This window comes from Nocardia sp. NPDC050717 (assembly GCF_040654275.1).
Classification (GTDB): domain Bacteria; phylum Actinomycetota; class Actinomycetes; order Mycobacteriales; family Mycobacteriaceae; genus Nocardia.
Genome location: NZ_JBFAHR010000025.1, coordinates 1 through 24,284, shown reverse-complemented (window position 1 = coordinate 24,284; position 24,284 = coordinate 1). Strand labels below are relative to the sequence as shown.

Below are 24,284 nucleotides of genomic sequence, written 5' to 3'. Positions count from 1 at the left end.
GACGACGGGGTCGGTAGGCTCGGCCCATGACGATCCAGGCTGTGGACTCGCTCCCGCATCAGATGACGGAAGAGCAGTACCGTCAGCTCCCCGAGGACGTCTCGCGGGAGATCGAGGTGGTACACGGGCACGTCATCGTCAGTGAATCGCCGGCGCCCGAACACAACCGTGTGGCCCGCCGGCTCGCGGGCGCCATGGAGGACCTGCCGAGCACCGAGCAGTGCATCCGGGCCGAAACCGATATCGACGTCGTGCTCTGGCGGGTTCCGAAGTTCACGTTCCGGCGACCCGATGTCACGGTGTACCGATGCCTCGATCAGCCGGGCGACAAACCGGAAGCGGGCGACGCGCTGATCGTGGTCGAGGTGTCGTCACCCTCGACCGCGGCCGAGGACCTGCTCGACAAGAAGGCGCAGTACGCGCGCGTCGGGATCCCGCTCTATCTCGTCGTCATGCTGGACACGAAATTCGGTATCGCGGAGGTGCTCGAGTTCCGGCTCGACGCGCATGCCCGCGAATACCGGTTGCACCAGATCCACCGGGACGGGCTGCTCCGGTTGGAACATGTGATCGTCGGCGACATCGCTTTCGCGGACCTCACCCGCTGAGTCGCCCCAGACGACCGCGGCCCGCCTTCCCTGGGGAGGCGGGCCGCGGGTGTCGGGCTTCGGTCAGTGCGCCTCGAGGAGGTCGATCACGAAGACCAGGGTCTTGCCGGAGAGGTGGTGGCCCGCGCCTGCGGGGCCGTAGGCGAGCTCCGGCGGGATGGTGAGCTGGCGACGGCCGCCGACCTTCATGCCGGGGATGCCGTCCTGCCAGCCCTGGATCAGGCCGCGCAGCGGGAAGGTGATGGATTCGCCACGGTCCCACGAGGAGTCGAACTGCTCGCCGGTCTCGAACTCGACGCCGACGTAGTGCACCTCCACGGTGCCACCGGGCACCGCTTCCTTGCCTTCGCCCTCGACGAGGTCCTTGATCACGAGCTCGGTGGGCGCGGGGCCCTCCTGGAATTCGATCTCCGGCTTGGTCATTCGGCTATCCCCTTCGATAGTTGAGTAGTCGCCAGACGAGTGTCGAGATCAGCGGGTGCCGATATCGAGGTAGTCACGCTCACCGTAGCCGGTGTAGATCTGGCGCGGGCGGCCGATCTTGAGCGGCTCGGAGTGCATCTCGCGCCAGTGGGCGATCCAGCCGGGCAGGCGGCCCATGGCGAACAGCACGGTGAACATGCGGGTCGGGAAGCCCATGGCCCGGTAGATGACGCCGGTGTAGAAGTCGACGTTCGGGTACAGGCGACGCGAGACGAAGTAGTCGTCGGTGAGGGCGGCCTCTTCGAGCTGCTTGGCGATGTCGAGCAGCTGGTCGTCGCCGCCGATCTTCGACAGGATCTTGTCGGCGGCCTGCTTGACCAGGGTGGCGCGCGGGTCGTAGTTGCGGTAGACGCGGTGCCCGAAGCCCATGAGCTTCACGCCGTCTTCCTTGTTCTTGACCTTGCGGATGAATTCCTTGACGTCACCGCCGTTGGCCTTGATCTCGTCGAGCATCTCGAGCACGGCCTGGTTGGCGCCGCCGTGCAGCGGGCCCCACAGGGCGTTGATGCCGCCGGACACCGAGGTGAACAGGTTGGCGTCGGAGGAGCCGACGAGGCGCACGGTCGAGGTGGAGCAGTTCTGCTCGTGGTCGGCGTGCAGGATCAGCAGCATGTCGAGCGCGGCCGCGATCTCCGGGTCGACCTCGTAGGGCTCGGCCGGGAAGCCGAAGGTCATCCGCAGGAAGTTCTCGACCAGGCTCAGCGAGTTGTCCGGGTAGAGGAACGGCTGGCCGACCGACTTCTTGTACGAGTAGGCCGCGATGGTGGGCAGCTTGGCCAGCAGGCGGATGGTGGACAGCTCGACCTGCTCGGGGTCGCGCGGGTCCAGCGAGTCCTGGTAGTACGCCGACAGCGCGTTCACCGCGGACGACAGCACCGGCATCGGGTGCGCGTTGCGCGGGAAGCCGTCGAAGAACCGCTTCAGGTCCTCGTGCAGCAGGGTGTGGCGGCGGATGCGATCGGTGAAGTCGTCGAGCTGGGCCTGCGTGGGCAGCTCGCCGTAGATGAGCAGGTAGCTGACCTCGATGAAGGTCGAGCGGCCTGCCAGCTGGTCGATCGGGTACCCGCGGTAGCGCAGGATGCCCGCCTCACCGTCGATGTAGGTGATGGCCGACTTGGTCGACGCGGTGTTCATGAAACCGGGGTCGTAGGTGACGTAGCCGGTGCTGGCCAGCAGCTTGCCCAAGTCGAGTCCGTCGTTGCCCTCTGCGGCCTTGGTGACCGAGATCGGGAACTCGCCACCGGGGTACTGCAGTACCGCCTTGGCGTCTTCGGCGACGTTGGTGATGTTCTCAGCGGGCACGGAAGGATCCCTCTCAGGCTAGAACCGTCGGCACCGGTGCGGTCGGCACGCGGTGCACTTGCGCTAACGCTAGCTGTTGTTCGGACGACATAGGCAATCAGGGTTGCCCTGAGCTGCCCTCACACCAGGACGCCGAGGCGGTGAGGTCGGCGGTCGCGCGGCGACCTGCGCCGATGCCCGACTCGCCGCCGTGGCGACCCGTACCGGTTCACGACATGTAATCCCTTCCCGCACAGCTCAATTGACCATCGAATCCGTGTGCGCACGCGCCACCCGGTAGCGAACGAACGCCGGGAAGGCCAGCGCGGCCAGCAGCACCCCGATCACGACCAGGACGCCGCCACCCGCGGCAGCTACAGCGGTACCCAGACTGGCGGCCGCGAAACCGTGGGCAACATCACCGACCCGCGGCCCACCCGCTACGACCACGATGAACACGCCCTGCAACCGCCCGCGCATCTCGTCGGTGGAGACGTTGAGCAGCATCGCGGTGCGGAAGGCGGCCGAGATCATGTCGACCGCGCCGCCGAGCGCGAGGAACGCCACCGCGATCCACAACCACACCCCCAGGCCGAACACGTGCCCGGCGAGCCCGACCGCGACCCCGAAACCGACCATCGCCAGTCCCCAGACCGCGATGCAGACGATCACCGCGAGCCCCTGCCGCCGGATGCGCGGCACCCAGCCGGAGAAGACGCCGCCGAGCACCGCGCCCGCCGAGATCGCGGCGAACAGCAGGCCGAGGGCCACCCCGCCCTCGGCCGGGTCGTGGAAGGTCTCGTGCGCGATCTGCGGGAACAGCGCGCGCGGCATGCCGAACACCATGGCGATGATGTCGACGACGAACGAGGCGAGCAGGATCCGCTGGCCGGTCAGATAGCGGAAGCCGTCGAGCACGGCGCGCAGACCGGCCCTGCGCTGGTCACCGGCGGGCGGGAAGGCGGGCAGTTTCCACACCGCCCACAGCGTCGCGAGCAGGGCGATCGCGTCGAGCAGATACAGCGTCGGCAGCCCGAGCACGGGGATCAACATGCCCGCGAGGACCGGTCCGGCGATCATGCCGACGTTCTGCACCGTCATGCTCAGCGAGCTGGCCGCCGCGATCTGCTCCGGCGGCAGCAGGCGGGCGATGGCCGCGCTGCGGGTGGGCTGGTTGACCGCGAAGAAGGCCTGCTGCGCGGCGAAGAGCCCGAGCACCAGCCACACGTTGTTCAGTCCGAGCGCGGCCTGGACCCAGAACGCGACGGCCGTGGCGCCGGTGCCCGCGGTGGTGATGATCAGCAGCGTGCGCCGGTCCATCACATCGGCGAGCGCGCCGCCCCACAGCCCGAACACGATCAGCGGCACCAGCCCGAACAGCCCGGCCAGGCCGACATACCCCGAGCTGCCGGTGATCTGGAAGATCTGCTGCGGCACCGCGACGACCGAGAGCTGCGCGCCGATGACGGTGACGATGTTGGTCGTCCAGAGCCTGCGGTAATCCGGATTCCGCAGTGGTTCGGTGTCGGCGAGCAGTTTCACTCACGGGACGCTAGCGATCGCCGCGGAAAGATCCCACGATTTTTTTGGTGACATAGGCCACCTACGGCTGCAGCCGCTCCACCCTGGTGTGCTCGCCGTCGATCCGCACCACGATGCGGTTGTGCAGGCGCCCGCGCCTGCCCTGCCAGAACTCGACCTCGTCGGGGCGCAACAGGTAGCCACCCCAGAACGGCGGCACGGGGATGTCGTCGACGTCGGCGAAGCGGGCCGTGGTCTCGGCCAGCGTGCGGTCGAGTTCGGCGCGCGAGGCGACCGGCTTCGACTGCGTGGAGGCCCAGGCGCCGAGCCGCGATTCGCGCGGCCGCGCCTGCCAGTAGGCGGCGGTGACCTCGGCGGGGACCCGCTCGGTCACCCCGCGCACGTGCACCTGCCTGGCCAGCGCGGGCCAGACGAAGGTCGCCGCCGCGTACGGGTCGGCGGCGAGCTGGCCGCCCTTGGCCGAGTCGTAGTTCGTATAGAACGTCACGCCCTCGGGCGAGAGACCCTTGCACAGGACCGTGCGCGCGACCGGTCGCGGCACCGGACCGGCCAGGGAGACGGTGGCAAGCACCATCGCGTTGGGCTCGGCGACACCGAGCATGGTGGCCTGCTCGATCCAGTTGCGCAGCAACGGTTCCCAGCCACCGGCCACCCAGGTCTCGTCCAGGTCGGGTTCGACGGCGGGGGCCGAGAGCGGGTCGCCGTAGTCGACGCGCATGCGGGCGAGGTCGGGCGAAGCGGCCGTGGAAGGGTCCTGGTCACGCATAGGGGCGAGGTTACTCCGGGGTATCGGCGGGACTATGGTTGCGGTGATCGGCATGCCCCCGCAAGGAGAGTCACCATGACTACCAGCTCGGTACCCCAGGATTTCGTCAGCGGATTGGAAGGCGTGGTGGCCTTCACCACCGACATCGCCGAGCCGGACAAAGACGGCGGCGCCCTGCGCTACCGCGGCGTCGACATCGAGGACCTGGTCACCAACCGGGTGACCTTCGGTGACGTGTGGGCCCTGCTGGTCGACGGTCAGTTCGGTCGCGGCCTCCCGCCCGCCGAGCCCTTCCCGCTGCCGGTGCACACCGGTGACGTGCGCGTCGACGTGCAGGCCGGCCTGGCCATGCTCGCCCCCATCTGGGGCTACGAGCCGCTGCTCGACATCGACGACGAGACCGCCCGCGAGAACCTCGCGCGCGCCTCGGTGATGGCACTGTCCTACGTGGCGCAGTCGGCGCGCGGCATCTATCAGCCCGCCGTTCCGCAGCGCAAGATCGACGAGTGCGAGACCGTCACCGAGCGGTTCATGACCCGCTGGAAGGGTGACCCGGACCCGCGCCACACCGAGGCCATCGACGCCTACTGGGTCTCGGCCGCCGAGCACGGCATGAACGCCTCCACCTTCACCGCCCGCGTCATCGCCTCCACCGGCGCCGACGTCGCGGCCTCGCTGTCCGGCGCGATCGGCGCCATGTCGGGCCCGCTGCACGGCGGCGCCCCCGCTCGCGTGCTGCCGATGATCGAGGCCGTCGAGCAGTCCGGTGACGCGCGCGCCCTGGTCAAGGGCATCCTGGACCGCAAAGAGAAGCTGATGGGCTTCGGCCACCGCGTCTACCGCGCCGAGGACCCGCGCGCCCGCGTGCTGCGCGCCACCGCCAAGCGCCTCGACGCCCCGCGCTACGAGGTCGCCGCCGCGCTGGAGCAGGCCGCGCTCGCCGAGCTGCGCGAGCGTCGCCCCGACCGCGCCATCGAGACCAACGTCGAGTTCTGGGCCGCCGTGATCCTGGACTTCGCCGAGGTCCCCGCCCACATGATGCCCGCCATGTTCACCTGCGGCCGTACCGCGGGCTGGTGCGCCCACATCCTCGAGCAGAAGCAGCTGGGCAAGCTCGTCCGCCCCGCCGCCATCTACACCGGCCCCGGCCCCCGCAAGCCGGAGGAAGTCGCCGGCTGGTCCACCATCGCCGGGAGCTGATTCGGCGAATCCTCGATGTGAACGACCCGATATGTCGGAATCCATTGCCAGGCAGTGGATTCTGACTCACGGTATGGTCAGTTGGGCTCTGGCTGGATAACCGAAGGGTCGCTCGACGATGATTGATACCGGTAAGGCTCTGCAGAGGGCCGAATTCGAGCTCATGCGGCTCGTCAGCAACGCGTTGACCGGACCCGTTCGGCTCCCCAACCCGTTCCGTCCCAGCCTGCGCGAGCAGGTCGCGGGCAAGACCGTGCTGATCACCGGCGCGTCCAGCGGGATCGGGCGGGGGCTCGCCGCGCGCGTCGCCGCGGCCGGGGCGATCACCGTCGTCACCGCGCGGCGGACGGCGGAGCTGGATCAGCTGGTCGCCGAGATCCGCGGCAAGGGCGGCAGCGCCTTCGCCATCACCTCGGACCTGTCGACGGCGGAGGGCATCGAGAAGCTGGCCGACGACGTGCTCGTCGAATTCGGCGCACCGCACATCCTGGTCAACAACGCGGGCCGCTCGATCCGGCGGCCGCTGGACCGGTCCGCGGACCGACTCCACGATTTCGAACGCACCATGCGCGTCAACTACTTCGGCGCTGTCGGGCTGATCCTCCGGTTGCTGCCCGACATGCGCGAGCGGCGCGGCGCCCAGATCATCACCAGTTCGTCGGTCGGCACCCTCACCTTCCCGCCGCAGTTCGCCGCCTATGTCGGATCGAAGACCGCCCTGGACGCGGTCATGCGGATCGCGGCGATCGAAACCCTCTCCGACGGAGTGGTTTTCACCCGCGTGCACCTGCCGATGATCGACACCGCCATGGCCGCGCCCGAGGGCCTGCACGCCTACACCAAGCTCCCCGTCGAGACCGCGGTCGACATGATGGTCGACGCCATCATCCGCCGCCCCGACGATGTCCAGGACCTGCTCGGTATCGCGGGCGCCTGGCTGAATCTGCTCGTCCCCGGCGTGGTCAAACACGCCCTGCACAGCGTGCACCACAAGATGCCGCCCCGCCCGGTCCCCACACCGCAACACCGATCCCGCCCCTCGGCGCTCGCACCCCAACCGGCCGACTGAGGGCCCTGCGCACAAGGACATCCGACCGGGCGTCGACTGCTCCGAGCCGCCGGCGCCCGTCGGCGGTGACCAGGCCGCGAGGTCAGGTCAGGGTCGAGAAATCGATGGCGACGGAGGTTCCTCGGTCGACGGTGAAGAAGGCGGCGTTCAGGCGGGTGCCGAGGTCGATCTGGCCGACGGCCGCGAGGGGGACGGGCTGGATGAGGCGGACTCGCCACGGGGTGGGTTCGTCCCAGGCCCGCAGTTCCAGATCGAGGCGCAGGATCGGGTCGTCGCGGCCGGTGTAGTCGGCGGCGATGGGGGCGACGGCGAGGACGGTGGCCTCGGCGCGGCGGCCGTTGGCCAGGATCTTGGCGGCGGCGCTGCGGCCGGACTGCGGCACGTCGGGGACATACAGCGCCACGCGGTCGCGGTCGCCGGGGTCGACCCGGCAGCCCACGGTGTCGCCGGGCTGCATCCATTCCAGGTCCTGGCTACGAACCCGCTGCCGCACCCGCGCGTCGTAGGCCAGTTCGCCGGGCACCTGCACCCGCACCGCGAAGCGGTAGCCGCCTTCGCCACGGCGCGACCGCACCGACAACACCGTCGCGGTGGCGGGCAAGCCCCTGATCAGCAGTTCCCGCCGGGAGCTCTCGGCCAGCAATCCCGGCCGCCTCCCGAACGTCCACACGAACCGGTCGAGCAGGGTCCGACCCGAGTCGGCCGCGGCGAGGCTCATAGCGAAAGAGTAATGCGAACACCGTACGGGCAAGGGCGAATTCCCCGCACTTCCCCCGGGCGCCGCAGCGTGCGGGTCGCGAGCAGCACGGACCGCCGCACCCACGGTGCGTCCATGACCCACCGCGACAACGCGCGCTCGCTGGGCGAGTGTCCAGCCCGAGTGGGCCGCCTCACAGCGCCTCAGCGACCCCGCCCCCGTGCGCGCCGGACCATCCGCGCACCACTAAACTCGCCCCCATGACCAGTGCGTTCCCGACCATTCCCGCCGACCTCAAGCCCGCCGACGGACGGTTCGGCTGCGGCCCGTCCAAGGTCCGCCCGGAGCAGCTGCAGTCCCTGGTGACTGTGGGCGCCTCCGTGTTCGGCACCTCGCATCGCCAGAAGCCGGTCAAGGACGTGGTGGCGCGGGTGCGCAACGGCCTGCGTGAGCTGTTCTCCCTGCCCGAGGGCTACGAGGTGGTGCTCGGCAACGGCGGCACCACCGCGTTCTGGGACGCCGCCGCCTTCGGCCTGATCCGTGAGCGCTCGCTGCACCTGACCAACGGCGAGTTCTCCTCGAAGTTCGCCTCGGTCGCCAAGGGCAACCCGTTCATCGGTGACCCGATCGTCGTCTCGTCGGAGCCGGGCAGCGCGCCCGAGCCGGTCTCGGACCCGACCGTCGACCTCATCGGCTGGGCCCACAACGAGACCTCCACCGGTGTCTCCATCCCGGTGTCGCGCCCGGCCGGCTCGGAGAACGCCCTGATCGCCATCGACGCCACCTCGGGCGCGGGCGGTCTGCCGGTGAACATCGCCGACTCCGACGTGTACTACTTCGCGCCGCAGAAGTGCTTCGCCGCCGACGGTGGCCTGTGGATCGCGATCATGAGCCCGGCCGCGCTGGCCCGCGTCGAGGAGATCAAGGCCTCGGGCCGCTGGACCCCGGAGTTCCTGTCGCTGCCGATCGCCATCGACAACTCCACCAAGGACCAGACCTACAACACCCCGGCGCTGGCCACCCTGCTGCTGTTCGCCGACCAGATCGAGTGGATGAACGCCAACGGCGGCCTCGACTGGACCGTGAAGCGCACCCTGGATTCGTCCTCGCGGCTGTACTCGTGGGCCGAGTCGAGCTCCTTCGCCACCCCGTACGTCACCGACCCGGCGCATCGCTCGCAGGTCGTGGGCACCATCGACTTCGACGACGCCGTCGACGCCGCCCAGGTGGCGAAGATCCTGCGGGCCAACGGCATCGTCGACACCGAGCCGTACCGGAAGCTGGGTCGTAACCAGCTGCGCGTCGGCATGTTCCCGGCCATCGATCCGGAAGACGTTTCGCAGCTGACCCGTTCGATCGACTGGGTCGTCGGCCAGCTCTGACACAATTCGGTCATCGGGCCGGTGCGCGGCGAACTATTTCCGGTTCGCGGCGCACCGGCCCTTTGCGTAGGCGCGCCACGGATTCGCAATATTCGCATCACACGGGCGGTTCCGGCCCGGACAATTGATGTTGATCCATCACCAAAACGCCTGCACACGTGTGGGATTCGTGCGGTAAGCCGATCAGATTAGCGGTACCTGCCCGCTCGGTGCGCGATTTCGGTCGTGCGTGTCTGCTGCCGCGGGCAAGTAATGTGCACTACTGTCTAGGAAAGTGGGCGGTGTCGTAGCCGACGCGATAGGGAGGTAACGGTGCGTGAACTTCGAGTGATCGGGGTGACGCCCGACTCCACGCACATCGTGTGCAGTGACACCGAGTCCGGCACCAAGTTCCGGTTGCCCGCCGATGACAAGCTCCGCGCGGCGGCGCGCGGCGACCTCGCACGATTCGGCCAGATCGAGATCGAAACGGAGGCGTCTATGCGTCCTCGCGATATCCAGGCCCGCATTCGAGCCGGAGCGTCCGTCGAGCAGGTCACGGCGGAATCCGGCATGCCTGCGAGCAAAGTCGAACGTTTCGCCTATCCGGTGTTGCTGGAACGTGCCCGGGCCGCCGAACTGGCGCAGAAGGCGCATCCCGTGCGCCCCGACGGGCCGGCCGTGGAAACGCTGCACGAGATCGTCACCGCGGCCTTCGCCGAGCGCGGCCACACCATCGAACAGGCCGAATGGGACGCCTGGAAGGACGAGAAGGGATTCTGGGTCGCCCAATTGCAGTGGCGGCACGGACACTCCGAGATCGCGGCGCACTGGCGGTATCAGCCCGACGCGCACGGCGGCTCGGTGTCCCCGCTCGACGATCCGGCCAACGACCTGATCGACCCCGATTTCGGCCGTGCGCTGCGCGGCCTTGCCACCATCCTGCCCACCCCGGCGCAGCAGGCCGCGCCGGTCGTGGAACCGCCGACCCCGGTGGAGCCGCGTCCGCGTGAGCAGCCCGCGCCGACCGCGCGCCCGACGGCCCGGCCCGCCCAGCCCACCCTGGACGAGTACTACGAGCAGCGCGCCGTCGCCGCCGGTGGTGGCGCGGCCGCGATCCCGGCCGCGCCCGCCGCACCGATTCCGGCCGTCCCCGCGACGCCGAGTCAGCCCGCGGCCAAGCAGGAACCGGAGCCGGAGGCGAAGCCGAAGGAAGCCGCGCCGGAGAAGCCCGCGGCGAAGCAGACGCGGGCCAAGCGGGGCAAGGCGCCCATGCCGTCCTGGGAAGACGTCCTGCTTGGCGTGCGCAGCTCCGGACACTGAGCCCCCGCCCGCTGCTGCGCGTCTTCCGGCCGGACCCGAGCGCGGGTAGACGAAGCGTCGGCGGTCGCGTCGAGTCGGCCCGTACCCGACGAGTTACCCATGTTCTTGCGTGATCAGTTCGCGGGAGGTGGTTCGAGTGCTGGCGGCTTCCACACTGTGGTACTCCGATGTGGACGACCCGGCCGCCGTCCTGCGCAGCAGGCCCGAGCCCGATCCCGACGCCGCGGCGGCGCTGGCCGGGCAGCTCTACGCCGACCACGATCTGCTGCCGATCATGATCGGGACGCTGAACGGGTGCGCGGCGCCGGACCGCGACGAGGTGTACATCGGCTGCTATCCGGGGCTGACGGTCGTGTGCACGGCCGAGGCCGCGCTGGTGCGGCCGACGCGGCTGCCGGATCTGCTGGTGCGGCCGCTGGCGTCGGAGCACACCTATCTGGTCTCGTTCGACGCGCGCGTCCACTGGGGCGCGTTCGCGCACTGGGAGCGCGGGGAGTTCCGGCGCTCGTTCAGTTCCACGCGCGTCGACATCCTGGAGAACGAGGGCCTGCCGATGGTGTGGGAGCGGCCGTTCTGGGCCGGTGAGCATCCGGTGCCGTGGCACGAGGGCGCGTCGGGCCCGCAGACCTTGCCGTTCGATCCGCCCGCGTTCGCCGACGCCGCCAACAGGGCCTGGCTCGGCTTCGGCCACCGCGACACCGAACCACGGCACCCCGGCCCCGGCGACCTCGCGGTCTGCGGCTTCACCCTGTATCCGAAGGGCAAGGCGCCCCGGCAGCGCACGGTCCAGACGGCCAGTCCCGGCGCGGCCACCCGGCGCAGGCGCGGCCTGCTGGGTTGGCTGCGCGGCGCCGACCGGGTGCTGTGAGTCAGCCCAGCTGATCGAACAGCACCGCCAGCCAGCCGAACACGACCCCGAGCGCCGCGCCGGCCAGCACCCACCGCACCACCGGCGTGAACCGCCAGCGCCACGCCGTGGGCGCCACGCCGACCGCCGCGACCACGTTCACCGCCACCGCCACCAGGGGATGCACCGCGGCCAGCGCGGCGCCGAAGGCGTACACCGCCACGCCGCCGAGCCAGGCCACCAGCACCACCACCGTGAGCCCCGCCGCCCACGGCACCGAATCCGGTTGCGCGCGATAGGGACCGTCGGCCTCGTCCTCCTTCACGACGATCGCACCCGTTCGTAGAAGGCCATCGCCGCGGCTGTCGCGACGTTGAGCGAATCGGTGCCCGGCGACATCGGGATCCTGGCGCGCACATCGGTGGCGCGCATGGCCTCCTCGGTCAGGCCGGGCCCCTCGGCGCCGAGCAGCAGGGCGACGCGCTCGCCCGTCATCGCGGTGGCGAGGGTGACCGCGGCCGGATTCGGCGTCAGCGCGATGATCTGGAACCCGCGCTCGCGCAGCAGCTCCAGCCCGCCCGGCCACTGCGGCAGCTGCGCGAACGGCACCCGCAGCACGTGCCCCATCGAGACCCGCACCGCGCGGCGGTAGAGCGGGTCGGCGCACCGGTCGCCGAACAGCACGGCGTCGGCGCCGAGGCCCGCGGCGTTGCGGAACATCGAGCCGAGATTCTCGTGATCGTTGACGCCCTCGAGCACCGCGACCGTGCGGGCACCCGCGAGGGCCTCCTCGACCGACAGCGCGGCGGGCCTGGGCGCGACCGCGAGCACGCCGCGATTGAGATGGAAACCCACCACCTCCGCCATCACCTCGGCGCTCGCCCGGTAGTAGGGGATGTCGCGGCCTGCCAGATCGTCGGCGAGCGCCTCGTAGCGCTTCGCCACGCCGAGCAGCGCGCTCGGGGTGAACCGCGAGTCCAGCATCCGCTGCACGACCACCACGCCCTCGGCGATGACCAGGCCCTTGCGGCCGGGCAGGTCGGGCCTGCGGTCGGCGGCGGACAGGTCACGGAAGTCGTCGACGCGGGGGTCGGCGGGGTCGTCGATGTCGATCACTTCGGCCACCGGACAATCCTGGCATGATGGATACATGAAACTCGTACAGTTGATCTTGAACATCCTGTGGGTGGTGCTGTGCGGTTTCTGGATGGCACTCGGCTACCTGCTCGCCGCCCTGATCTGCTTCATCCTGATCATCACCATCCCGTTCGGCATCGCCTCGCTGCGCCTCGCCGGATACGTGCTGTGGCCGTTCGGCCGCACGGTGGTGGACAAGCCGAGCGCGGGCGCGGGTTCGCTGATCGGGAACATCATCTGGTTCATCTTCGCCGGTTGGTGGCTCGCCATCGGCCATATCGCCACAAGTCTCGCGCTGGCGGTGACGATCATCGGCCTGCCGTTCGCCTGGGCGAACCTCAAGCTGGTGCCGCTGTCGCTGTTCCCGCTCGGCCACGAGGTGGTCGACGCCGACGCAGGCTGATCACTCCGATTCGGCGACGATCTGGTTCATGATCGCGACCGCCTGATCGAGGATCTCGATCTGCTCCGGGGTCAGGCTGGCCAGCCGCTCGGTCATCCACGCCTCGCGGGCGTGGGTCTCGTCGGCGATCAGCGCGCGGCCCGCGGGCGAGAGCGAGACGATGATCTGCCTGCCGTCGGTCGGATGCGGGCGGCGCTGCACCAGGTCCAGGTCGGACAGCGAGGCGATGACGCGGGTCATCGACGGGGGCTGCACCCGTTCCTTGCCCGCGAGCACCCCGGGCGTCATCGCGCCATCGCGCGCCAGCGTCGCGAGTGCCGACAGCTGAGTCAGCGAGATCTGCGCATCGGCACGGCGGCCGCGCAGGTGTCGCGTGAGCCGTACGACGGCCAGTGAGAGGTCACCGGCCAGGGCACGGACGTCGGATGGCGTTGTCACAGTGCAGAACTCTACGGTACGTCCGCGCACCCTGACGGGTTTCAGGTCGGTACTGTTTGGGTATGGATATCGGCCGCGTCGGAACATCGATCCCTGAGCTGCCTCGCGGGCTGGTCGATCCGCGCCCGGTGGTGGTGGCCGGTTTCGTCGCGTGGCTCGTCGCCGCGGCGCTGGCGTGGCTGAATCCGGCCTGGTCAGCGGCTAGACCAGTGTGCGTGATGGGCCTGGTGGTCGGTGTACTCGGCGTGTCGATCTGGCTGGCGCAGCGGCGTTCGGCCCGGCGCGGCGACAAGGGCGCGCAGGTGGGTCTGTCCACCGACTAGCCGGTCACCTCGAATTCGGCGCTGGTCCCACTGACCGGACGCAGCGTGCCGTCGGCGCCGAGGACATCCACGTAGTGCACGAAGCGATGCGTCCCGCTGGTCCCCGCCGGCACATCCCAGGTGAAGCGCGCGATCGAGACGGCCTCGCCCTCCTTGCGCCAGTGGAACCGCACGTCCCACTCCCCCTCGTTGGCCACGCGCACCCAGTCGGCGCCGCTGCGGCGCTGCACCTCGAGGAAGGTGTCACCGCGGCGGGGATTGTGCTTCGGATGCGCCGAGACGAACTCGACCGCCACCCGCGTCCCCGCGGCACACCGGGCGGGCGGCTGCTCGAGCACGTCGCCGAAGGCACGTCCGGGCGGTGTCGCGTCGGGTCCCGGTGTGGTGGCGAGATTCGGTTGCAGCGCGGAGACATCGCGCGGCGCCGGACCGCGGCCGATCGCGCCGCCCGCCACGAATGCCGCGGCCAACCTGCTGAATTCCTGCTGGTAGGCGCCGAGCGTGTAGCGGCCGAACAGGGTCGAGGCGCCCTCGTACTGCTGGGCGTCGTACTCCTCCGGCGTGGTGACGTACTCGTGATAGGCGTTCGCGTAGCCCTGCAGCAGCACCTGTTCCGCGTCGACACCGAGCACCGCCGCCACCGCGCGGCGCACCCGCAGGCCGGCCACGATGGTGAACTCCGCGCCCGCGGCCGCCAGGTAGAGCTCTCCGATCCGGACCAGCTGGATCGGCACCACGTTCGGCACCCACGGCACCGGCGGCAGCAGCCCGAGCGGCACCGCGACCGCCTTGGGCGCCTGCGCGTCGGCCAGCCAGGCGGGGTTCGGATGGTCGATGCCGCCGAGGAACTCGACGAGCGGGTTGCGCACGCCCTCGGGGATCGGGCCGCCGGGCAGGCCGGGTCCGTCCTCGACGCTGCCCGCCGCCAGGGAGACGCCCGCCGCGGCGGGAGCGGTGCGCCGCGGCGCGCCGTCTGGGGTGAAACGGCCGTCGACGGTGATGTCGGCGAGGTCGATGTAGCACAGCAGCGCGTCGACCGCGCCTGGCATCGATACCGCCTGCGCGGCGGCCGCTTTCGAGGCCGCGTACTGACGTTCGCCGATGATCCTGGTGTTCTCGAACTCGTCGGTGGTAGGGCCGTCGCCGGGCGCGAGATTGAGATTGGGCGACATGTCGCCGGCGTTGGTCTGCGCGAACGCGGCGAGATAGGACGGCTTGCCGTCCAGGTGCCGCACGCCGTGCTCGAGCTGTTCGGCGGCGTAGCTGGCGTAGCCCTTGTTATCCGAGCTGATCAGGCTGTTCGCGTTCGTCATCGAGGTGTTGTGGGTGGCGAACCAGGTGAGCGCGCCGACCTCGCGCCCCGCCCTGGTGAACACCAGGGTCGTCACCGCCGGGTCGATCGCGTCGGGGAACAGGGCGCGCTCGGCCGCGGGATTGCGGTCGAAGGCGACGCGGGAGCGGTTCACGCTGGCATCGCGCAGTGTCGATCGTCCGAGCGCGATGGCGCCTGGCGCGAAATCGGCGTCGGCCGCGGCGATCGCCTCGACGATGCCGTTCACCTCCGCGTCGTAGACCTGCTGCTGAAATCCCAGGGTCGCCAGCGTGTAGGCGTAGTCGTGCGCGGAACCACCACAACTGGCATGGGTGTGCGTGGAGGTGAGGACGACATTTCGCTCGGTATAGCGGTCACCGAATCGCCGCGCGAGCGCGTCGAGTACACCGTGGTGCACCGAGCCGAACACCGCGCCGTTCTCCACCGCCACATACGCGATCCGATTTCCCCCCGACCCGATCACGAAGGCGCGTGCGCGCGGTCGCAGATGAATTCCCGCGGTGGCCTGATCGAGTTGCGAGTAGCCCATCATCCCGCATTCCGCGGCGGGCCCGGTGAGATCGGCGATGCCGAGGCCGAATTCGAATCCGCCCGGATTCGCGCGCGCGGCCGGGCTACCGCCGGGCAGGGTGGCGGCGACGGGCACAGCGGCCATACCCAGCGCCGAGGCGGCCAGGACGGTACGGCGGGACACGGACATCAGACGACTCCTTCGCGACTTCCGGTTCGGAGACAACCACATCAACTGGTCACATGTCCAGCATTTCTGGCGGATCGGCGAATTGACTGTTTGCCATGCGAGCGCTTAACTCGCACACGTGTCCTCCCGATTGAGCGTCGAAGAACGACGAGCCCACCTGATCGAGGCAGCGATCGGTCTCGCCGAGAAAAAGGGCGTGGCGGGCGTGACCACGCGCGATGTCGCGCAAGCGGCCGGTGTCTCGCTCGGTGTGGTGCATTACTGTTTCGAAAACAAGGACGCGCTGATGACCGAGCTGGTCAAAGCGTTGTCCATGGAATTGCGCGATTCCGTCGACGCCGAGGATTCGATCTGGGCCGACGCCGGAACCGGAAAAGAAGCACTTCACAAATTGGTGCGCGACGGACTCGAACTGATGTGGCGCAACATCGAGGCCACCCCCGAACGCCAGCTGCTCACCTACGAGACCACCACCTACGCGCTGCGCGAGGGCGAGTCGACCCCGGCCAAGATCGCGATCGCGCGTGAGCAGTACACGTTCAACGACAACACCGTCGCCGATGTCATCGACCACTGCCGGGAAGCGACGGGGACGCAGTGGAACACGCCGGTCACGGAGCTGAGCAGGTTCATCCTCAACGTCATCGACGGGATCGTGCTGCGCTGGCTGGTCGACGACGACAGCGAGTCGGTGCAGAAGCAGCTCGACCTGCTGGCCGAGATGGTCGTCGCGCACGCCGGTTAGGCGCGCGGCACCTGCACGTGCGTCGCGTCGCGGGTGTGCCACCACGGGACGGTGACAGTACCCGTCACCGCGCCACGCAGGTGGATTTCCAGCGTGTCGTGCAGGATCAGCGCGCCGGCGGTGTCGGCCGGTGACCACAGCTGCCGCAGCACCACGCCCAACGGGCTGGCGGCCCAGGTGGTTCGGGTACCGGTCCCGAGAACCTCGGCGGTGACCTCCTCCGACACCAGCGGCAGATCCAGCAGTGTCGCCAGCGATTCCGCGTGGGTGGTCTCGCCGGCCACCAGTCGGTTCGCGGAGACCACCAGGCCGAAGCAGGGCTGGTCGAGAACCAGCGCCGTACCCGCGTCGACGACACTGCCGTCGAGCGCCCTGACCTGCTCGGGCAGGTCCAGGTCGCGCGGGTCGAGCGCGCCGGTGGCGACCGCGGCGGCCAGGCGGGCGTGCGTGCGTGCGATGACTTCGGGCGCAGGGGTTTTCGCCTGGTCGGCCAGTGCGTCGAGGAGTTCCTCGGCCAGCTCGGCCGACATGATGTCGGGCCGGACGAGCAGTGGGCGCAGGGCCTCGAGATCGCGGGCGTCGAAGCCGGTGATCGCCGGGAGCAGGCCGGCGAACTCGTCGTCGTCCGGGTGCCGGAGCCTGCCCAGCGCGACGCCGTCGATGTGCGCGTGCCGGTGCAGCCACCAGGCCGTGTAGCCGTCGCGGTCGGCGAGCAGGGCGCGGGTGCGCGGGACGGCCAGCAGGTGGCGTAGCGCTGTGGGCCAGCGGTTTTCGTCGACCAGGTCGAGGTCGCGCACGGCGGACAGGTCGCGGGGATCCTCGGAAAGGCTTTCCCACCAGGCGGGTTCGTCGTCGAGGTCGTGGTCGGGGCCCACCGGATCCGGATCGGTGACGACGCCGAACTCCCAGCCGACGCCGATCGCGCGCAGGGCCTCGGCGCCGTACTCCTCGACCACCGAGTCGGCGACCGTGCCGAACGGCGAATCCGGCTCGAGCACCTCCGCCAGCGGGGCGCCGGGCAGCAACAGTTCGTCGGCGGGACGCGATTCGCCGGTGTCGTCGGGTAGTTCGAGCAGTCCGAGCCAGCTGGGGAGCGACTCGTCGGGCGCGAACGGGGCGAGGCGCAGGACGGCGTCGACGGTGTCCGGGTCGGCCGGATCGTGCTCGAGCAGGTCACGCAGGCCCGGATCGGTGAGCAGGTCCTCGGCGGAGGCGCTGCGGGCGCCCAGCCGCGAGAGCAGCGCGTGCGTGGCGTCGGGGTGCACCAGCCGGGCCCAGTGCACCGGCACCGCGACGGTGAGCTGGTCGTCCAGGACGACCGTGCGCGGCCCGGTGACGAGCCTGCCATCGGCCAGCGGCACGGCCAGCGCGCCGAACTCCTCGGCGGTCCTGGTGTCGACGACGAACGGTTCCACCGCCGCGTAGAACCGCCGCCACCAGGTCGGTTCGCGCTCGAGGCCGCTCGACAGGTCAGCCAGCGCGGCCGGACCGAGGCGGTGCACGTCGAGGACCGAGAGCTTCTCCTGCGCGGCGCGATCGGAGAGTTCGGGGATCACCAGCGGGCCGGTGAATTCCACCAGGACGGCGGCCAGTTCCGGGGTGAGGTCGGGGAACACGCTCGCGCGGGTGGGGATGCAGTCCGATGCGGTCGGACTCGCCGGGACATCGCCGCCCGGCCACGTGTCGCTCGATGCCGCTCGCTCAGCCGGCCGCGAGGTCGCGCCCGGCGCCGCGGAGGTGACGTCACCGGCGGGCGGGTGCCCGTGGGCCGTCGCAGGCTGGTCGACCGCCCTGGCGGAGGAACTCGACCAGTCATCGGCAGACCGATCGTGGGCCGACTCGCCATGGTCCGGCCCGGGGTGCGCGGAGCTGGGCGCATCGGCTGCACGGCCGGGCGCGGTGGCGTCCAGCGGAGTCGGCTCGTCGGTGAGCCACGCCGCGGTGGCCTGTGCGGAGTTGTCCACAGGTGTGACGGGGCAGGTGGGGAGCCAGGCGTGCGTGCGGAGTTCGGTGGTGACGGCTTCGCGGAGCAGGGCGTCGGCCTCGCTGCGGGCGAAACCCGGAGTGGGGACGAGGACGAGGCGGTCGCGGGGCGGCAGTGCCCGGGCGAAATCGGCGTAGCCCGCGGCGATCTCGGTGAGGCGGGCGCCGGGGAGCAGGCGGCGGCGATCGGGCTGCATCGGGATGTCGGCCACCAGGATCGCGGGGAGCGAGAGTTCCTCGTCGGAACGCGTGGGGGCGCGCAGGACATCCGGGGCGGCGGCGACGGGACGGCCGTGGCGCACGGGGAGCAGCCAGCGGGCGCGGGCCGTGCGGTACTGCCACCACCGGCGGTGCTCGCCGCCGGGCAGGGTGACGGTCAGCTCGGCGAGTCCTTCGGCCAGTTCGGTAGCCGCGCTGGTGAATTCGTCGGCACCGATGCGGATGCGGTGCAGGGCGGGCAGTTCCAGGAGCAGCTCCGGCGCTTCGGCGCGCATCGCGGCGAGCAGGGCGTCGCCGTCGATGTCCGGGCGCAGGTGCACGACGACCTCGGTGTCGGCCCCGGCGACCGGGGTGGTCGGCACCGGCCAGGTCAGGCGCAGGACCGGCGGCGCGATCGTCGCCAAGTCGTCGGGGATCTCGATCCCGGTGTCGTGCAGGGCGTTCAGCGTCGCGACGCGGGAGAAGCGGATGGACCCGGAGGTCGACCTGACCTCGATCTCGTCGCCGATCGACCGCACCGCCGTGAACCCGACGCCGAAGCGCCCCACCAGCTCCGTGCCCGCCTTCCCGGAGGCGCGCAGCGCGGTGAGCGCGTGCACCCCCGAAACATCCAGCGGCACACCGGTATTGGCGACATGCAGCCGGCCGTCGACCAGCCGGACACTCAGCTCACCCGCCACCCCGGCCTTCGCGGCGGCGTCGGCGGCGTTCTGCGCGAGCTCGGTGAGCACCCGATCCCGATAGCCGGCGGCCACCAGATCCGCCTCACCGGCACTGTCCTCACGCAGCCGCGTAGGCGAATCCCGCCAGGCGGCGAGCACCCCGGCCCGCAGCTCCGCCGTCCCGAAGGGATCCGCCGAACCGTTCAGCGCGCCACCGACGATCCACGCTCGTCCACGGCCGCACCGTCACCCACGACAGCCTCCGCCCCACCGGACGTGGTCACGTCATCACGCTCGGCCGTGGTGGCGTCAGCGGCAGACGTGGCCGCCTCCGCGCCGCCCGCGGCCGCCTCGGCACCAGCAGACGTGGCTACGTCCGCACCGCGCTCGGCCGCAACCGCGTCGGCGGACGTGACACCAGCGTCCACACCATGTTCGGCTGCCGTGGTGTCAGTGTCGGCAGCGTCCACACCACGTTCGGCCGTGGTGGCGTCAGCGCCGTGCTCGGCGGCTGGCGCGTTGTCGATTGCAGGGGCTGACACCACATCGACCGCAGGCGAAGACTCCCCCACCTCGGCGGTACCAGGCGTGTCGACCGCGCTGGGGACATCCACGTCGGCGTCTGTCGCGGGCGACTCGGATGCCACATCAAGGGCGGGCGCATCGGCATCCGAAACACCAGCCGCTGGGGTGTCGGTCGGCGCCGTGTCACGATCCGCATCGGCATCCGTTGCGGGCGATGCAGATTCGGCTGTGGCCCGAGACTGGCCAGCTTCAGACTTCGCCGCGGCTTCAGCGGGAGGCGCCGCATCAATCGCCGAGCGGGCATCGCGACCCGCATCGGTGGCCGAACCGGCGTCGCCGGCCGGCGCTTCGGTGGCCGCGGATGTACCTGCTTCGGGGCTCGCCGATTCCGCGGCGATGACCTCGGCAGCTGATTCCGGCTGTACGCCCTCGGCGAGGGCGGCGCGTTCGGCGGCGGCCGCCTCGACGGCTTCGGCCTCGGCGGTTTCCTGCGCGGCGGTGGTGTCGCCGGCGGGCTCGGCCGCACCGGTGGCGGCGGGCTCGGCGGGGGACTCGGGTGCGCCGTTGGTCGTGGTGGTCGGTTCGGGGCGGGTGATCTCGACGTAGTCCACGGCGTCGTCGTCGAAGGCCTCGTAGCGGGGCGAGCCGTTGCCGCTGGGGGCGACGACGTCGGAGTGCGCGCCGCAGCCGTATTCGACGTGGACGACGTGGCCGTCGGCGCCCATGGCATTGCCGCAGACACCGAAGGACTCGCGCAGGGCACCGGCCAGCGGGAGGTAGAAGCCACACAGGCCGCAGGTGGAGGGGGCGGCCTTCGCCATCTCCGTGTCCGGACCGAATTCGGCATACCAACGCTCGGCGGCCTCGATGCGGCCTTCGAGACTCAGCACCTGGGTGCGGCCGAGGCCGACCTCGCGGGCCACCTCGTCGACCACCGGATCGCCGGTGGCGACATAGCCGGGGACCAGGCGCGGATCGTCGGCGGGCGGGGCGAGCAGATCGCCGGGGCCGAGGTCGCCGGGACGCACCCGCTGCTCCCACGGCACGAAGTCCGGCGCGATCAGGGCGTCGGGCCCCGGCAGCAGCGCCGACTCGCTGACCGTGGCATATGTGGCTTCCGGCGGCGCCGCGACCACCACGGCCCACTGCCAGCCGCGATAGCCGGCCAGGGTCGCCTCGAACCGGTGGGTGGCCGCCGTCTCGTCCTCGGCGGTCACCCCCAGGTGGACTCCTACCCCGTCGGGTTCCAACTCGACGAGCGCACGACGTGCGACTTCGGCCGCATCGGCCAGAACAGGACGCACGCCGGACTCCGAAACAGATACTGCGCTCACGGCATACATTTTGCCGTATGAAGCGCAATCGGAGTTCGTTGGCTGTCGGAGTGCTGGTCAGCCTGCTCGGCGTGAGCGCCTGCGGCGGTCCGGCGGAGGGTGGACCGCCGCGGCTGCGCGTCGAGGTGATCGGCTCGTCACCGCACGATCCGCGGGCGTTCACCCAGGGCCTCGAGGTGGTCGACGGTGTCCGCTACGAGAGCACCGGCATGTGGGGCGTGTCGACCGCGCGGACCGCCGACCAGGCCACCGGCGCCGAGACCGCGCGCGTCGAGCTGCCGAAGGAGATGTTCGGCGAGGGCATGACGAGAGCGGGCGACACCGTCTGGCAGATCACCTGGAAGGACGGCGTCGCCATCGCGCGCGACCCGGTGACGCTCGCCGAGACCCGCCGCGCGGCCTACGAGGGCGAGGGCTGGGGGCTGTGCGCGCAGGCGGACCGGCTGATCATGAGCGACGGCACCGCCACGCTCACCTTCCGCGATCCGGTGACCTTCGCCGAAACCGGCTCGGTGACCGTGACCGGCTACGACGGGCCGAAGCCCAACGAGCTCGACTGCGCCCCCGACGGCACGGTGTACGCCAACAACTACCCCACCGACGAGATCCTGCGGATCGATCCGGCGACCGGCCGGGTGCTCGCGGTGATCGAGGCGGGCGGGCTGCTCTCCCCCGCCGAGCGCGCCGGGACCGATGTGCTCAACGGCATCGCGCACCTGCCCGGCACCGACCGATTCCTGATCACCGGCAAGTACTGGCCGCGCCTGTTCGAGGTGCGGTTCGTCCCGAAATAGGCCGATGTGGCGAACACTGCGGCGCCGCGAGTGAACGCAGGGACGGCGCGTACGACAGAATTGGACCTGTGACTACGCCGCGCGATCCCTCCGGTCCCGACCGTGGTCGCCGGGGCGGCAACCACGCGGACACGCCACCCGACCGTCATCCGGGCTTCGGGCACTATCCGCCGCGCGCGAGCCAGGAACCGCCGCGGCCGCGCAAGGTCTTCCCCCGTCCCGATGTGCCGGATCAGCCGACGGTCCGGTCGCGGGTCTTCCGTCGCGGCCGCCCGGACGAACCGCCGACCACTCCCGTCCCCACCCGCAAACCAGCAGGTCCGCCGCATCCGGCCGCGCCGCAGCACCCGCCGGTGAACGGCCCGGCGGCCACCCGCCCGCTGCCCCTCGACGAGGACGAACCCGACCAGGTCAAGCAGCGGATCCCGCGCAAACTCACGGTCACCCGGGTTGCCGCCATGCGCAGCAGGGAGCTCACCGAGCGCGGCTTCGCGACCTTCCAGCGCGCCGCCAAGGCCGACGGCGCCGACCAGTCCGGCCTCACCGCGCTCACCTACGCCACGATGGCCAACTTCGCGCTCGACGCCGCGATCGCCGTCTCGCTGGCCAACACCCTGTTCTTCGCCAGCGCCACCGCCGAGTCCAAGACCAAGGTGGCGCTGTACCTGCTGATCACCATCGCCCCGTTCGCGGTGATCGCGCCGCTGATCGGCCCGATGCTCGACCGGTTGCAGCGCGGCCGCCGGATGGCGCTGGCCACGACCTTCGCGTTGCGCGCGGTCTTCGCGGTGCTGTTGATCTTCAACATCGACACCTGGGGTCTGTATCCGCTGGCCCTGTGCATGATGGTCGGCTCGAAGTCCTTCGCGGTGCTCAAGAGCGCGGTGACGCCACGCGTACTCCCGCCCGACATCGATCTCGTCCGCACCAACTCCCGGTTGACAGTGTTCGGCCTGGTCGGCGGCACCATCGGCGCGGGCGCGCTGGCCGCGCTGGCCGCGCTGATCGCCGATTCCACCGGCGCCCTCGTGTTCGCCACCGGCATCGCGGTGGCAGGCGCCTATCTGAGTCTGCGCATCCCGTCGTGGGTGGAGGTGACCGAGGGCGAGGTGCCGGCGACCCTCACCTACCACGGCCCGGACGCGCACACCGAGGTGCTCGTGCCGGGGCAGGAGTCCTCGATTCCGGCCAAGAAGCGGCGTCAACCGCTGGGGCGGGCGGTGGTGACCGGGCTCTGGGGCAACAGCGCCATCCGCGTGCTCACCGGCTTCCTGACCTTCTACATCGCCTTCGTCGCCAAGGGTTCCGGCGGCAGCCCCACCGAACAGGCCGCGATGCTCGGCGTGGTCGGCGCGGCGGCCGGTCTCGGCAACTTCGGCGGCAACGCGACCGGGGCCAGGCTGCAGCTGGGCAGGCCGTCGCTGGTGGTGCTCGGCTGCACGGCCGCCTGCGCGGGCGTCGCGGTGTTCGCCATGTTCACCGGCAATCTGTTCGGCGCCGCGTTCGCGACCCTGGTCGCCTCGGCGGCGAGCGCGCTGGCGAAGGTGTCGCTGGACGCGGCGATCCAGGACGATCTGCCGCCGGAGTCGATCGCGTCCGGTTTCGGCAGGTCGGAGACGGTGTTGCAGCTGAGCTGGGTGGTCGGCGGCGCGGCCGGTGTGCTGCTGCCGATCGAGTTCTGGAAGGGTTTCGCGGTGATCAGCGTGATCCTGCTGGCCGGCCTGATCCAGACCTTCGTCAGCTACACCGGGCACTCGCTGCTGCCGGGCCTCGGCGGCAACCGCCCCCAGCACGCCGAGCAGGAAGTGCCCACACATCCGAGAGGGACAGGAGACCCCAGCTGGTGAGCAAGCTCAACGCACGAACGGTGGTCGCGCTGGTCGCGGTCGGCCTGGCGGCCGTGGTCGGCGTGACGGCGGCCATCGTCGCCTACGCGGTGTCGAAGGCGCCCGACTCGGCGCCCATGGTCACCGTGTACGGCGGCGGCAAGACGGTCGAGGCCGAGCCCTTCGGCTACTGCAACCTGGCCACCGGCGCCTGCGAGAACTTCGAGCACACCTACTACCTGCTCGTCCCCTCCGGCGATCCGGTCCAGGTGTCGCTGCCGTCGGCGATCGCCGAGGCGCCGTGGGTGGTGCTGCAGCGCTTCGAGCGCCCCAGCGGCGAGCGCGAGGACCGGGTCATGAGCTGGCTCGACTTCCCCGAGGGCGTCCGCGCCCTGAGCATCGACACCCAGCCCGCACCGGACCTGCGCCTCATCGGTTTCGAGGTGCAACTGCCGATGATCTACACCGACCCGGCGACCGGCCAGGAACAGACCGGCGTCCACGGAGCGTGGTCCATCGGCACACCGGCCCCCTGACCGGCACACCCGGCCCGCGAGCTGACCGCATTCCCGGCCCCGCACGACCCGACCCCGAGGAGGGTCCCGCCGCGTCAGCGGCGGTCGCGGCCGTCCCGTCGATCAGGCGCCGTTGCGTAACGACGAAGTCGAAGCAACGGTGCCTGATC

At 70.6% G+C, this 24,284-nt stretch carries 23 protein-coding genes and 1 pseudogene; 12 read left to right on the top strand and 12 right to left on the bottom strand.

What is annotated here, in order from left to right:
- The first annotated feature begins 26 nt into the window (after nt 1–26).
- Complete coding sequence (locus AB0H56_RS30555) at nt 27–608, top strand: Uma2 family endonuclease (RefSeq protein WP_357169839.1); 582 nt, start codon at nt 27–29, stop codon at nt 606–608.
- Between the two features lie 63 nt (nt 609–671).
- Here the strand turns inward: AB0H56_RS30555 and AB0H56_RS30550 are convergent, their stop codons facing one another.
- From AB0H56_RS30550 to pdxH, 4 genes are all read right to left on the bottom strand, one after another.
- A complete protein-coding gene (locus tag AB0H56_RS30550; RefSeq protein WP_110037305.1) occupies nt 672–1,031 on the bottom strand; it encodes an FKBP-type peptidyl-prolyl cis-trans isomerase in 360 nt (119 codons plus the stop codon).
- Between the two features lie 48 nt (nt 1,032–1,079).
- Nucleotides 1,080–2,393 (bottom strand): citrate synthase, encoded by a 1,314-nt coding sequence (locus AB0H56_RS30545; RefSeq protein WP_280345846.1) that lies wholly within the window; start codon nt 2,391–2,393, stop codon nt 1,080–1,082.
- 237 nt (nt 2,394–2,630) lie between these two features.
- Nucleotides 2,631–3,914: an MFS transporter gene (locus AB0H56_RS30540; RefSeq protein ID WP_357169835.1), complete on the bottom strand. Its 1,284-nt coding sequence runs from the start codon at nt 3,912–3,914 to the stop codon at nt 2,631–2,633.
- A 61-nt stretch (nt 3,915–3,975) separates the two neighbouring features.
- Nucleotides 3,976–4,680 (bottom strand): pyridoxamine 5'-phosphate oxidase, encoded by a 705-nt coding sequence (pdxH, locus tag AB0H56_RS30535; RefSeq protein WP_357169832.1) that lies wholly within the window; start codon nt 4,678–4,680, stop codon nt 3,976–3,978.
- 75 nt (nt 4,681–4,755) lie between these two features.
- Here pdxH and AB0H56_RS30530 point away from each other — a divergent pair, with 75 nt between their 5' ends.
- A complete protein-coding gene (locus AB0H56_RS30530; protein ID WP_357169829.1) occupies nt 4,756–5,880 on the top strand; it encodes a citrate synthase 2 in 1,125 nt (374 codons plus the stop codon).
- 118 nt (nt 5,881–5,998) lie between these two features.
- Nucleotides 5,999–6,949 carry an SDR family NAD(P)-dependent oxidoreductase gene (locus AB0H56_RS30525; protein ID WP_357169826.1) on the top strand — a complete coding sequence of 317 codons (951 nt, stop codon included), beginning with the start codon at nt 5,999–6,001 and terminating at the stop codon, nt 6,947–6,949.
- A gap of 82 nt (nt 6,950–7,031) precedes the next feature.
- On the opposite strand, the gene AB0H56_RS30520 is transcribed toward AB0H56_RS30525, so the two are convergent.
- Nucleotides 7,032–7,667: a hypothetical protein gene (locus AB0H56_RS30520; RefSeq protein ID WP_357169823.1), complete on the bottom strand. Its 636-nt coding sequence runs from the start codon at nt 7,665–7,667 to the stop codon at nt 7,032–7,034.
- A gap of 239 nt (nt 7,668–7,906) precedes the next feature.
- Here AB0H56_RS30520 and serC point away from each other — a divergent pair, with 239 nt between their 5' ends.
- The 3 genes from serC (at nt 7,907) to AB0H56_RS30505 (ending at nt 11,198) form a co-directional block, all read left to right on the top strand.
- On the top strand, nt 7,907–9,028 hold the full coding sequence (gene serC, locus AB0H56_RS30515; protein ID WP_019044935.1) for a phosphoserine transaminase: 1,122 nt from the start codon (nt 7,907–7,909) through the stop codon (nt 9,026–9,028).
- Between the two features lie 312 nt (nt 9,029–9,340).
- The gene (gene sepH, locus AB0H56_RS30510; RefSeq protein WP_357169820.1) at nt 9,341–10,330 is read left to right on the top strand and encodes a septation protein SepH; all 990 of its coding nucleotides are present in this window, start codon (nt 9,341–9,343) and stop codon (nt 10,328–10,330) included.
- A 136-nt stretch (nt 10,331–10,466) separates the two neighbouring features.
- Nucleotides 10,467–11,198 carry a hypothetical protein gene (locus AB0H56_RS30505; protein WP_357169817.1) on the top strand — a complete coding sequence of 244 codons (732 nt, stop codon included), beginning with the start codon at nt 10,467–10,469 and terminating at the stop codon, nt 11,196–11,198.
- 1 nt (nt 11,199) lies between these two features.
- Here the strand turns inward: AB0H56_RS30505 and AB0H56_RS30500 are convergent, their stop codons facing one another.
- A complete protein-coding gene (locus tag AB0H56_RS30500) occupies nt 11,200–11,502 on the bottom strand; it encodes a DUF2537 domain-containing protein (protein WP_357169814.1) in 303 nt (100 codons plus the stop codon).
- The gene (locus AB0H56_RS30495; RefSeq protein ID WP_357169811.1) at nt 11,499–12,302 is read right to left on the bottom strand and encodes an RNA methyltransferase; all 804 of its coding nucleotides are present in this window, start codon (nt 12,300–12,302) and stop codon (nt 11,499–11,501) included. The genes AB0H56_RS30500 and AB0H56_RS30495 overlap by 4 nt, the downstream gene beginning before the upstream one ends.
- Before the next feature lie 25 nt (nt 12,303–12,327).
- On the opposite strand from AB0H56_RS30495, the gene AB0H56_RS30490 reads away from it, so the two are divergent.
- Nucleotides 12,328–12,717, top strand: coding sequence for a YccF domain-containing protein (locus tag AB0H56_RS30490; RefSeq protein ID WP_357169808.1), 390 nt, complete (start codon nt 12,328–12,330; stop codon nt 12,715–12,717).
- On the opposite strand, the gene AB0H56_RS30485 is transcribed toward AB0H56_RS30490, so the two are convergent.
- Nucleotides 12,718–13,155, bottom strand: coding sequence for a MarR family transcriptional regulator (locus AB0H56_RS30485; protein ID WP_110037321.1), 438 nt, complete (start codon nt 13,153–13,155; stop codon nt 12,718–12,720).
- A gap of 62 nt (nt 13,156–13,217) precedes the next feature.
- Here AB0H56_RS30485 and AB0H56_RS30480 point away from each other — a divergent pair, with 62 nt between their 5' ends.
- Entirely contained in the window at nt 13,218–13,478 is a 261-nt protein-coding gene (locus AB0H56_RS30480) for a DUF2530 domain-containing protein (protein ID WP_357169805.1), read from the top strand.
- Here the strand turns inward: AB0H56_RS30480 and AB0H56_RS30475 are convergent.
- Nucleotides 13,475–15,511, bottom strand: coding sequence for a neutral/alkaline non-lysosomal ceramidase N-terminal domain-containing protein (locus tag AB0H56_RS30475; RefSeq protein ID WP_357169802.1), 2,037 nt, complete (start codon nt 15,509–15,511; stop codon nt 13,475–13,477). The genes AB0H56_RS30480 and AB0H56_RS30475 overlap by 4 nt on opposite strands.
- Nucleotides 15,512–15,560: 49 nt before the next feature.
- Entirely contained in the window at nt 15,561–15,770 is a 210-nt protein-coding gene (locus AB0H56_RS30470; protein WP_233001795.1) for a hypothetical protein, read from the bottom strand.
- On the opposite strand from AB0H56_RS30470, the gene AB0H56_RS30465 reads away from it, so the two are divergent.
- Nucleotides 15,708–16,256, top strand: coding sequence for a TetR/AcrR family transcriptional regulator (locus tag AB0H56_RS30465; protein WP_357169893.1), 549 nt, complete (start codon nt 15,708–15,710; stop codon nt 16,254–16,256). The genes AB0H56_RS30470 and AB0H56_RS30465 overlap by 63 nt on opposite strands.
- Here AB0H56_RS30465 and AB0H56_RS30460 read toward each other — a convergent pair.
- Complete coding sequence (locus AB0H56_RS30460; protein ID WP_357169799.1) at nt 16,253–19,279, bottom strand: ATP-binding protein; 3,027 nt, start codon at nt 19,277–19,279, stop codon at nt 16,253–16,255. The two genes, AB0H56_RS30465 and AB0H56_RS30460, sit on opposite strands and share 4 nt — an antisense overlap.
- A 962-nt stretch (nt 19,280–20,241) precedes the next feature.
- Nucleotides 20,242–20,988: pseudogene (locus tag AB0H56_RS30455) on the bottom strand (DUF3027 domain-containing protein); the annotation flags it as partial.
- A gap of 8 nt (nt 20,989–20,996) precedes the next feature.
- Between AB0H56_RS30455 and AB0H56_RS30450 the strand changes: the two are divergent.
- From AB0H56_RS30450 to AB0H56_RS30440, 3 genes are all read left to right on the top strand, one after another.
- Nucleotides 20,997–21,773, top strand: a complete 777-nt coding sequence (locus AB0H56_RS30450; RefSeq protein WP_357169796.1) for a glutaminyl-peptide cyclotransferase — start codon at nt 20,997–20,999, stop codon at nt 21,771–21,773.
- A 68-nt stretch (nt 21,774–21,841) separates the two neighbouring features.
- The gene (locus AB0H56_RS30445) at nt 21,842–23,620 is read left to right on the top strand and encodes an MFS transporter (RefSeq protein ID WP_357169793.1); all 1,779 of its coding nucleotides are present in this window, start codon (nt 21,842–21,844) and stop codon (nt 23,618–23,620) included.
- Nucleotides 23,617–24,135, top strand: a complete 519-nt coding sequence (locus AB0H56_RS30440; protein WP_357169790.1) for a DUF2771 family protein — start codon at nt 23,617–23,619, stop codon at nt 24,133–24,135. The genes AB0H56_RS30445 and AB0H56_RS30440 overlap by 4 nt, the downstream gene beginning before the upstream one ends.
- The last annotated feature ends 149 nt before the right edge of the window (nt 24,136–24,284 follow it).

What these genes read in the sequence shown, in the direction of transcription:
- AB0H56_RS30490 (WP_357169808.1), top strand. Translation starts at nt 12,328, where the DNA reads ATGAAACTCGTACAGTTGATCTTGAACATCCTGTGGGTGGTGCTGTGC.
- AB0H56_RS30480 (WP_357169805.1), top strand. Translation starts at nt 13,218, where the DNA reads ATGGATATCGGCCGCGTCGGAACATCGATCCCTGAGCTGCCTCGCGGG.
- AB0H56_RS30475 (WP_357169802.1), bottom strand. Translation starts at nt 15,511, where the DNA reads ATGTCCGTGTCCCGCCGTACCGTCCTGGCCGCCTCGGCGCTGGGTATG.
- serC (WP_019044935.1), top strand. Translation starts at nt 7,907, where the DNA reads ATGACCAGTGCGTTCCCGACCATTCCCGCCGACCTCAAGCCCGCCGAC.
- pdxH (WP_357169832.1), bottom strand. Translation starts at nt 4,680, where the DNA reads ATGCGTGACCAGGACCCTTCCACGGCCGCTTCGCCCGACCTCGCCCGC.
- AB0H56_RS30530 (WP_357169829.1), top strand. Translation starts at nt 4,756, where the DNA reads ATGACTACCAGCTCGGTACCCCAGGATTTCGTCAGCGGATTGGAAGGC.
- AB0H56_RS30470 (WP_233001795.1), bottom strand. Translation starts at nt 15,770, where the DNA reads ATGCACCACACCGAGCGAGACACCGGCCGCTTGCGCGACATCGCGCGT.
- AB0H56_RS30555 (WP_357169839.1), top strand. Translation starts at nt 27, where the DNA reads ATGACGATCCAGGCTGTGGACTCGCTCCCGCATCAGATGACGGAAGAG.
- AB0H56_RS30450 (WP_357169796.1), top strand. Translation starts at nt 20,997, where the DNA reads ATGAAGCGCAATCGGAGTTCGTTGGCTGTCGGAGTGCTGGTCAGCCTG.
- AB0H56_RS30525 (WP_357169826.1), top strand. Translation starts at nt 5,999, where the DNA reads ATGATTGATACCGGTAAGGCTCTGCAGAGGGCCGAATTCGAGCTCATG.
- AB0H56_RS30550 (WP_110037305.1), bottom strand. Translation starts at nt 1,031, where the DNA reads ATGACCAAGCCGGAGATCGAATTCCAGGAGGGCCCCGCGCCCACCGAG.
- AB0H56_RS30520 (WP_357169823.1), bottom strand. Translation starts at nt 7,667, where the DNA reads ATGAGCCTCGCCGCGGCCGACTCGGGTCGGACCCTGCTCGACCGGTTC.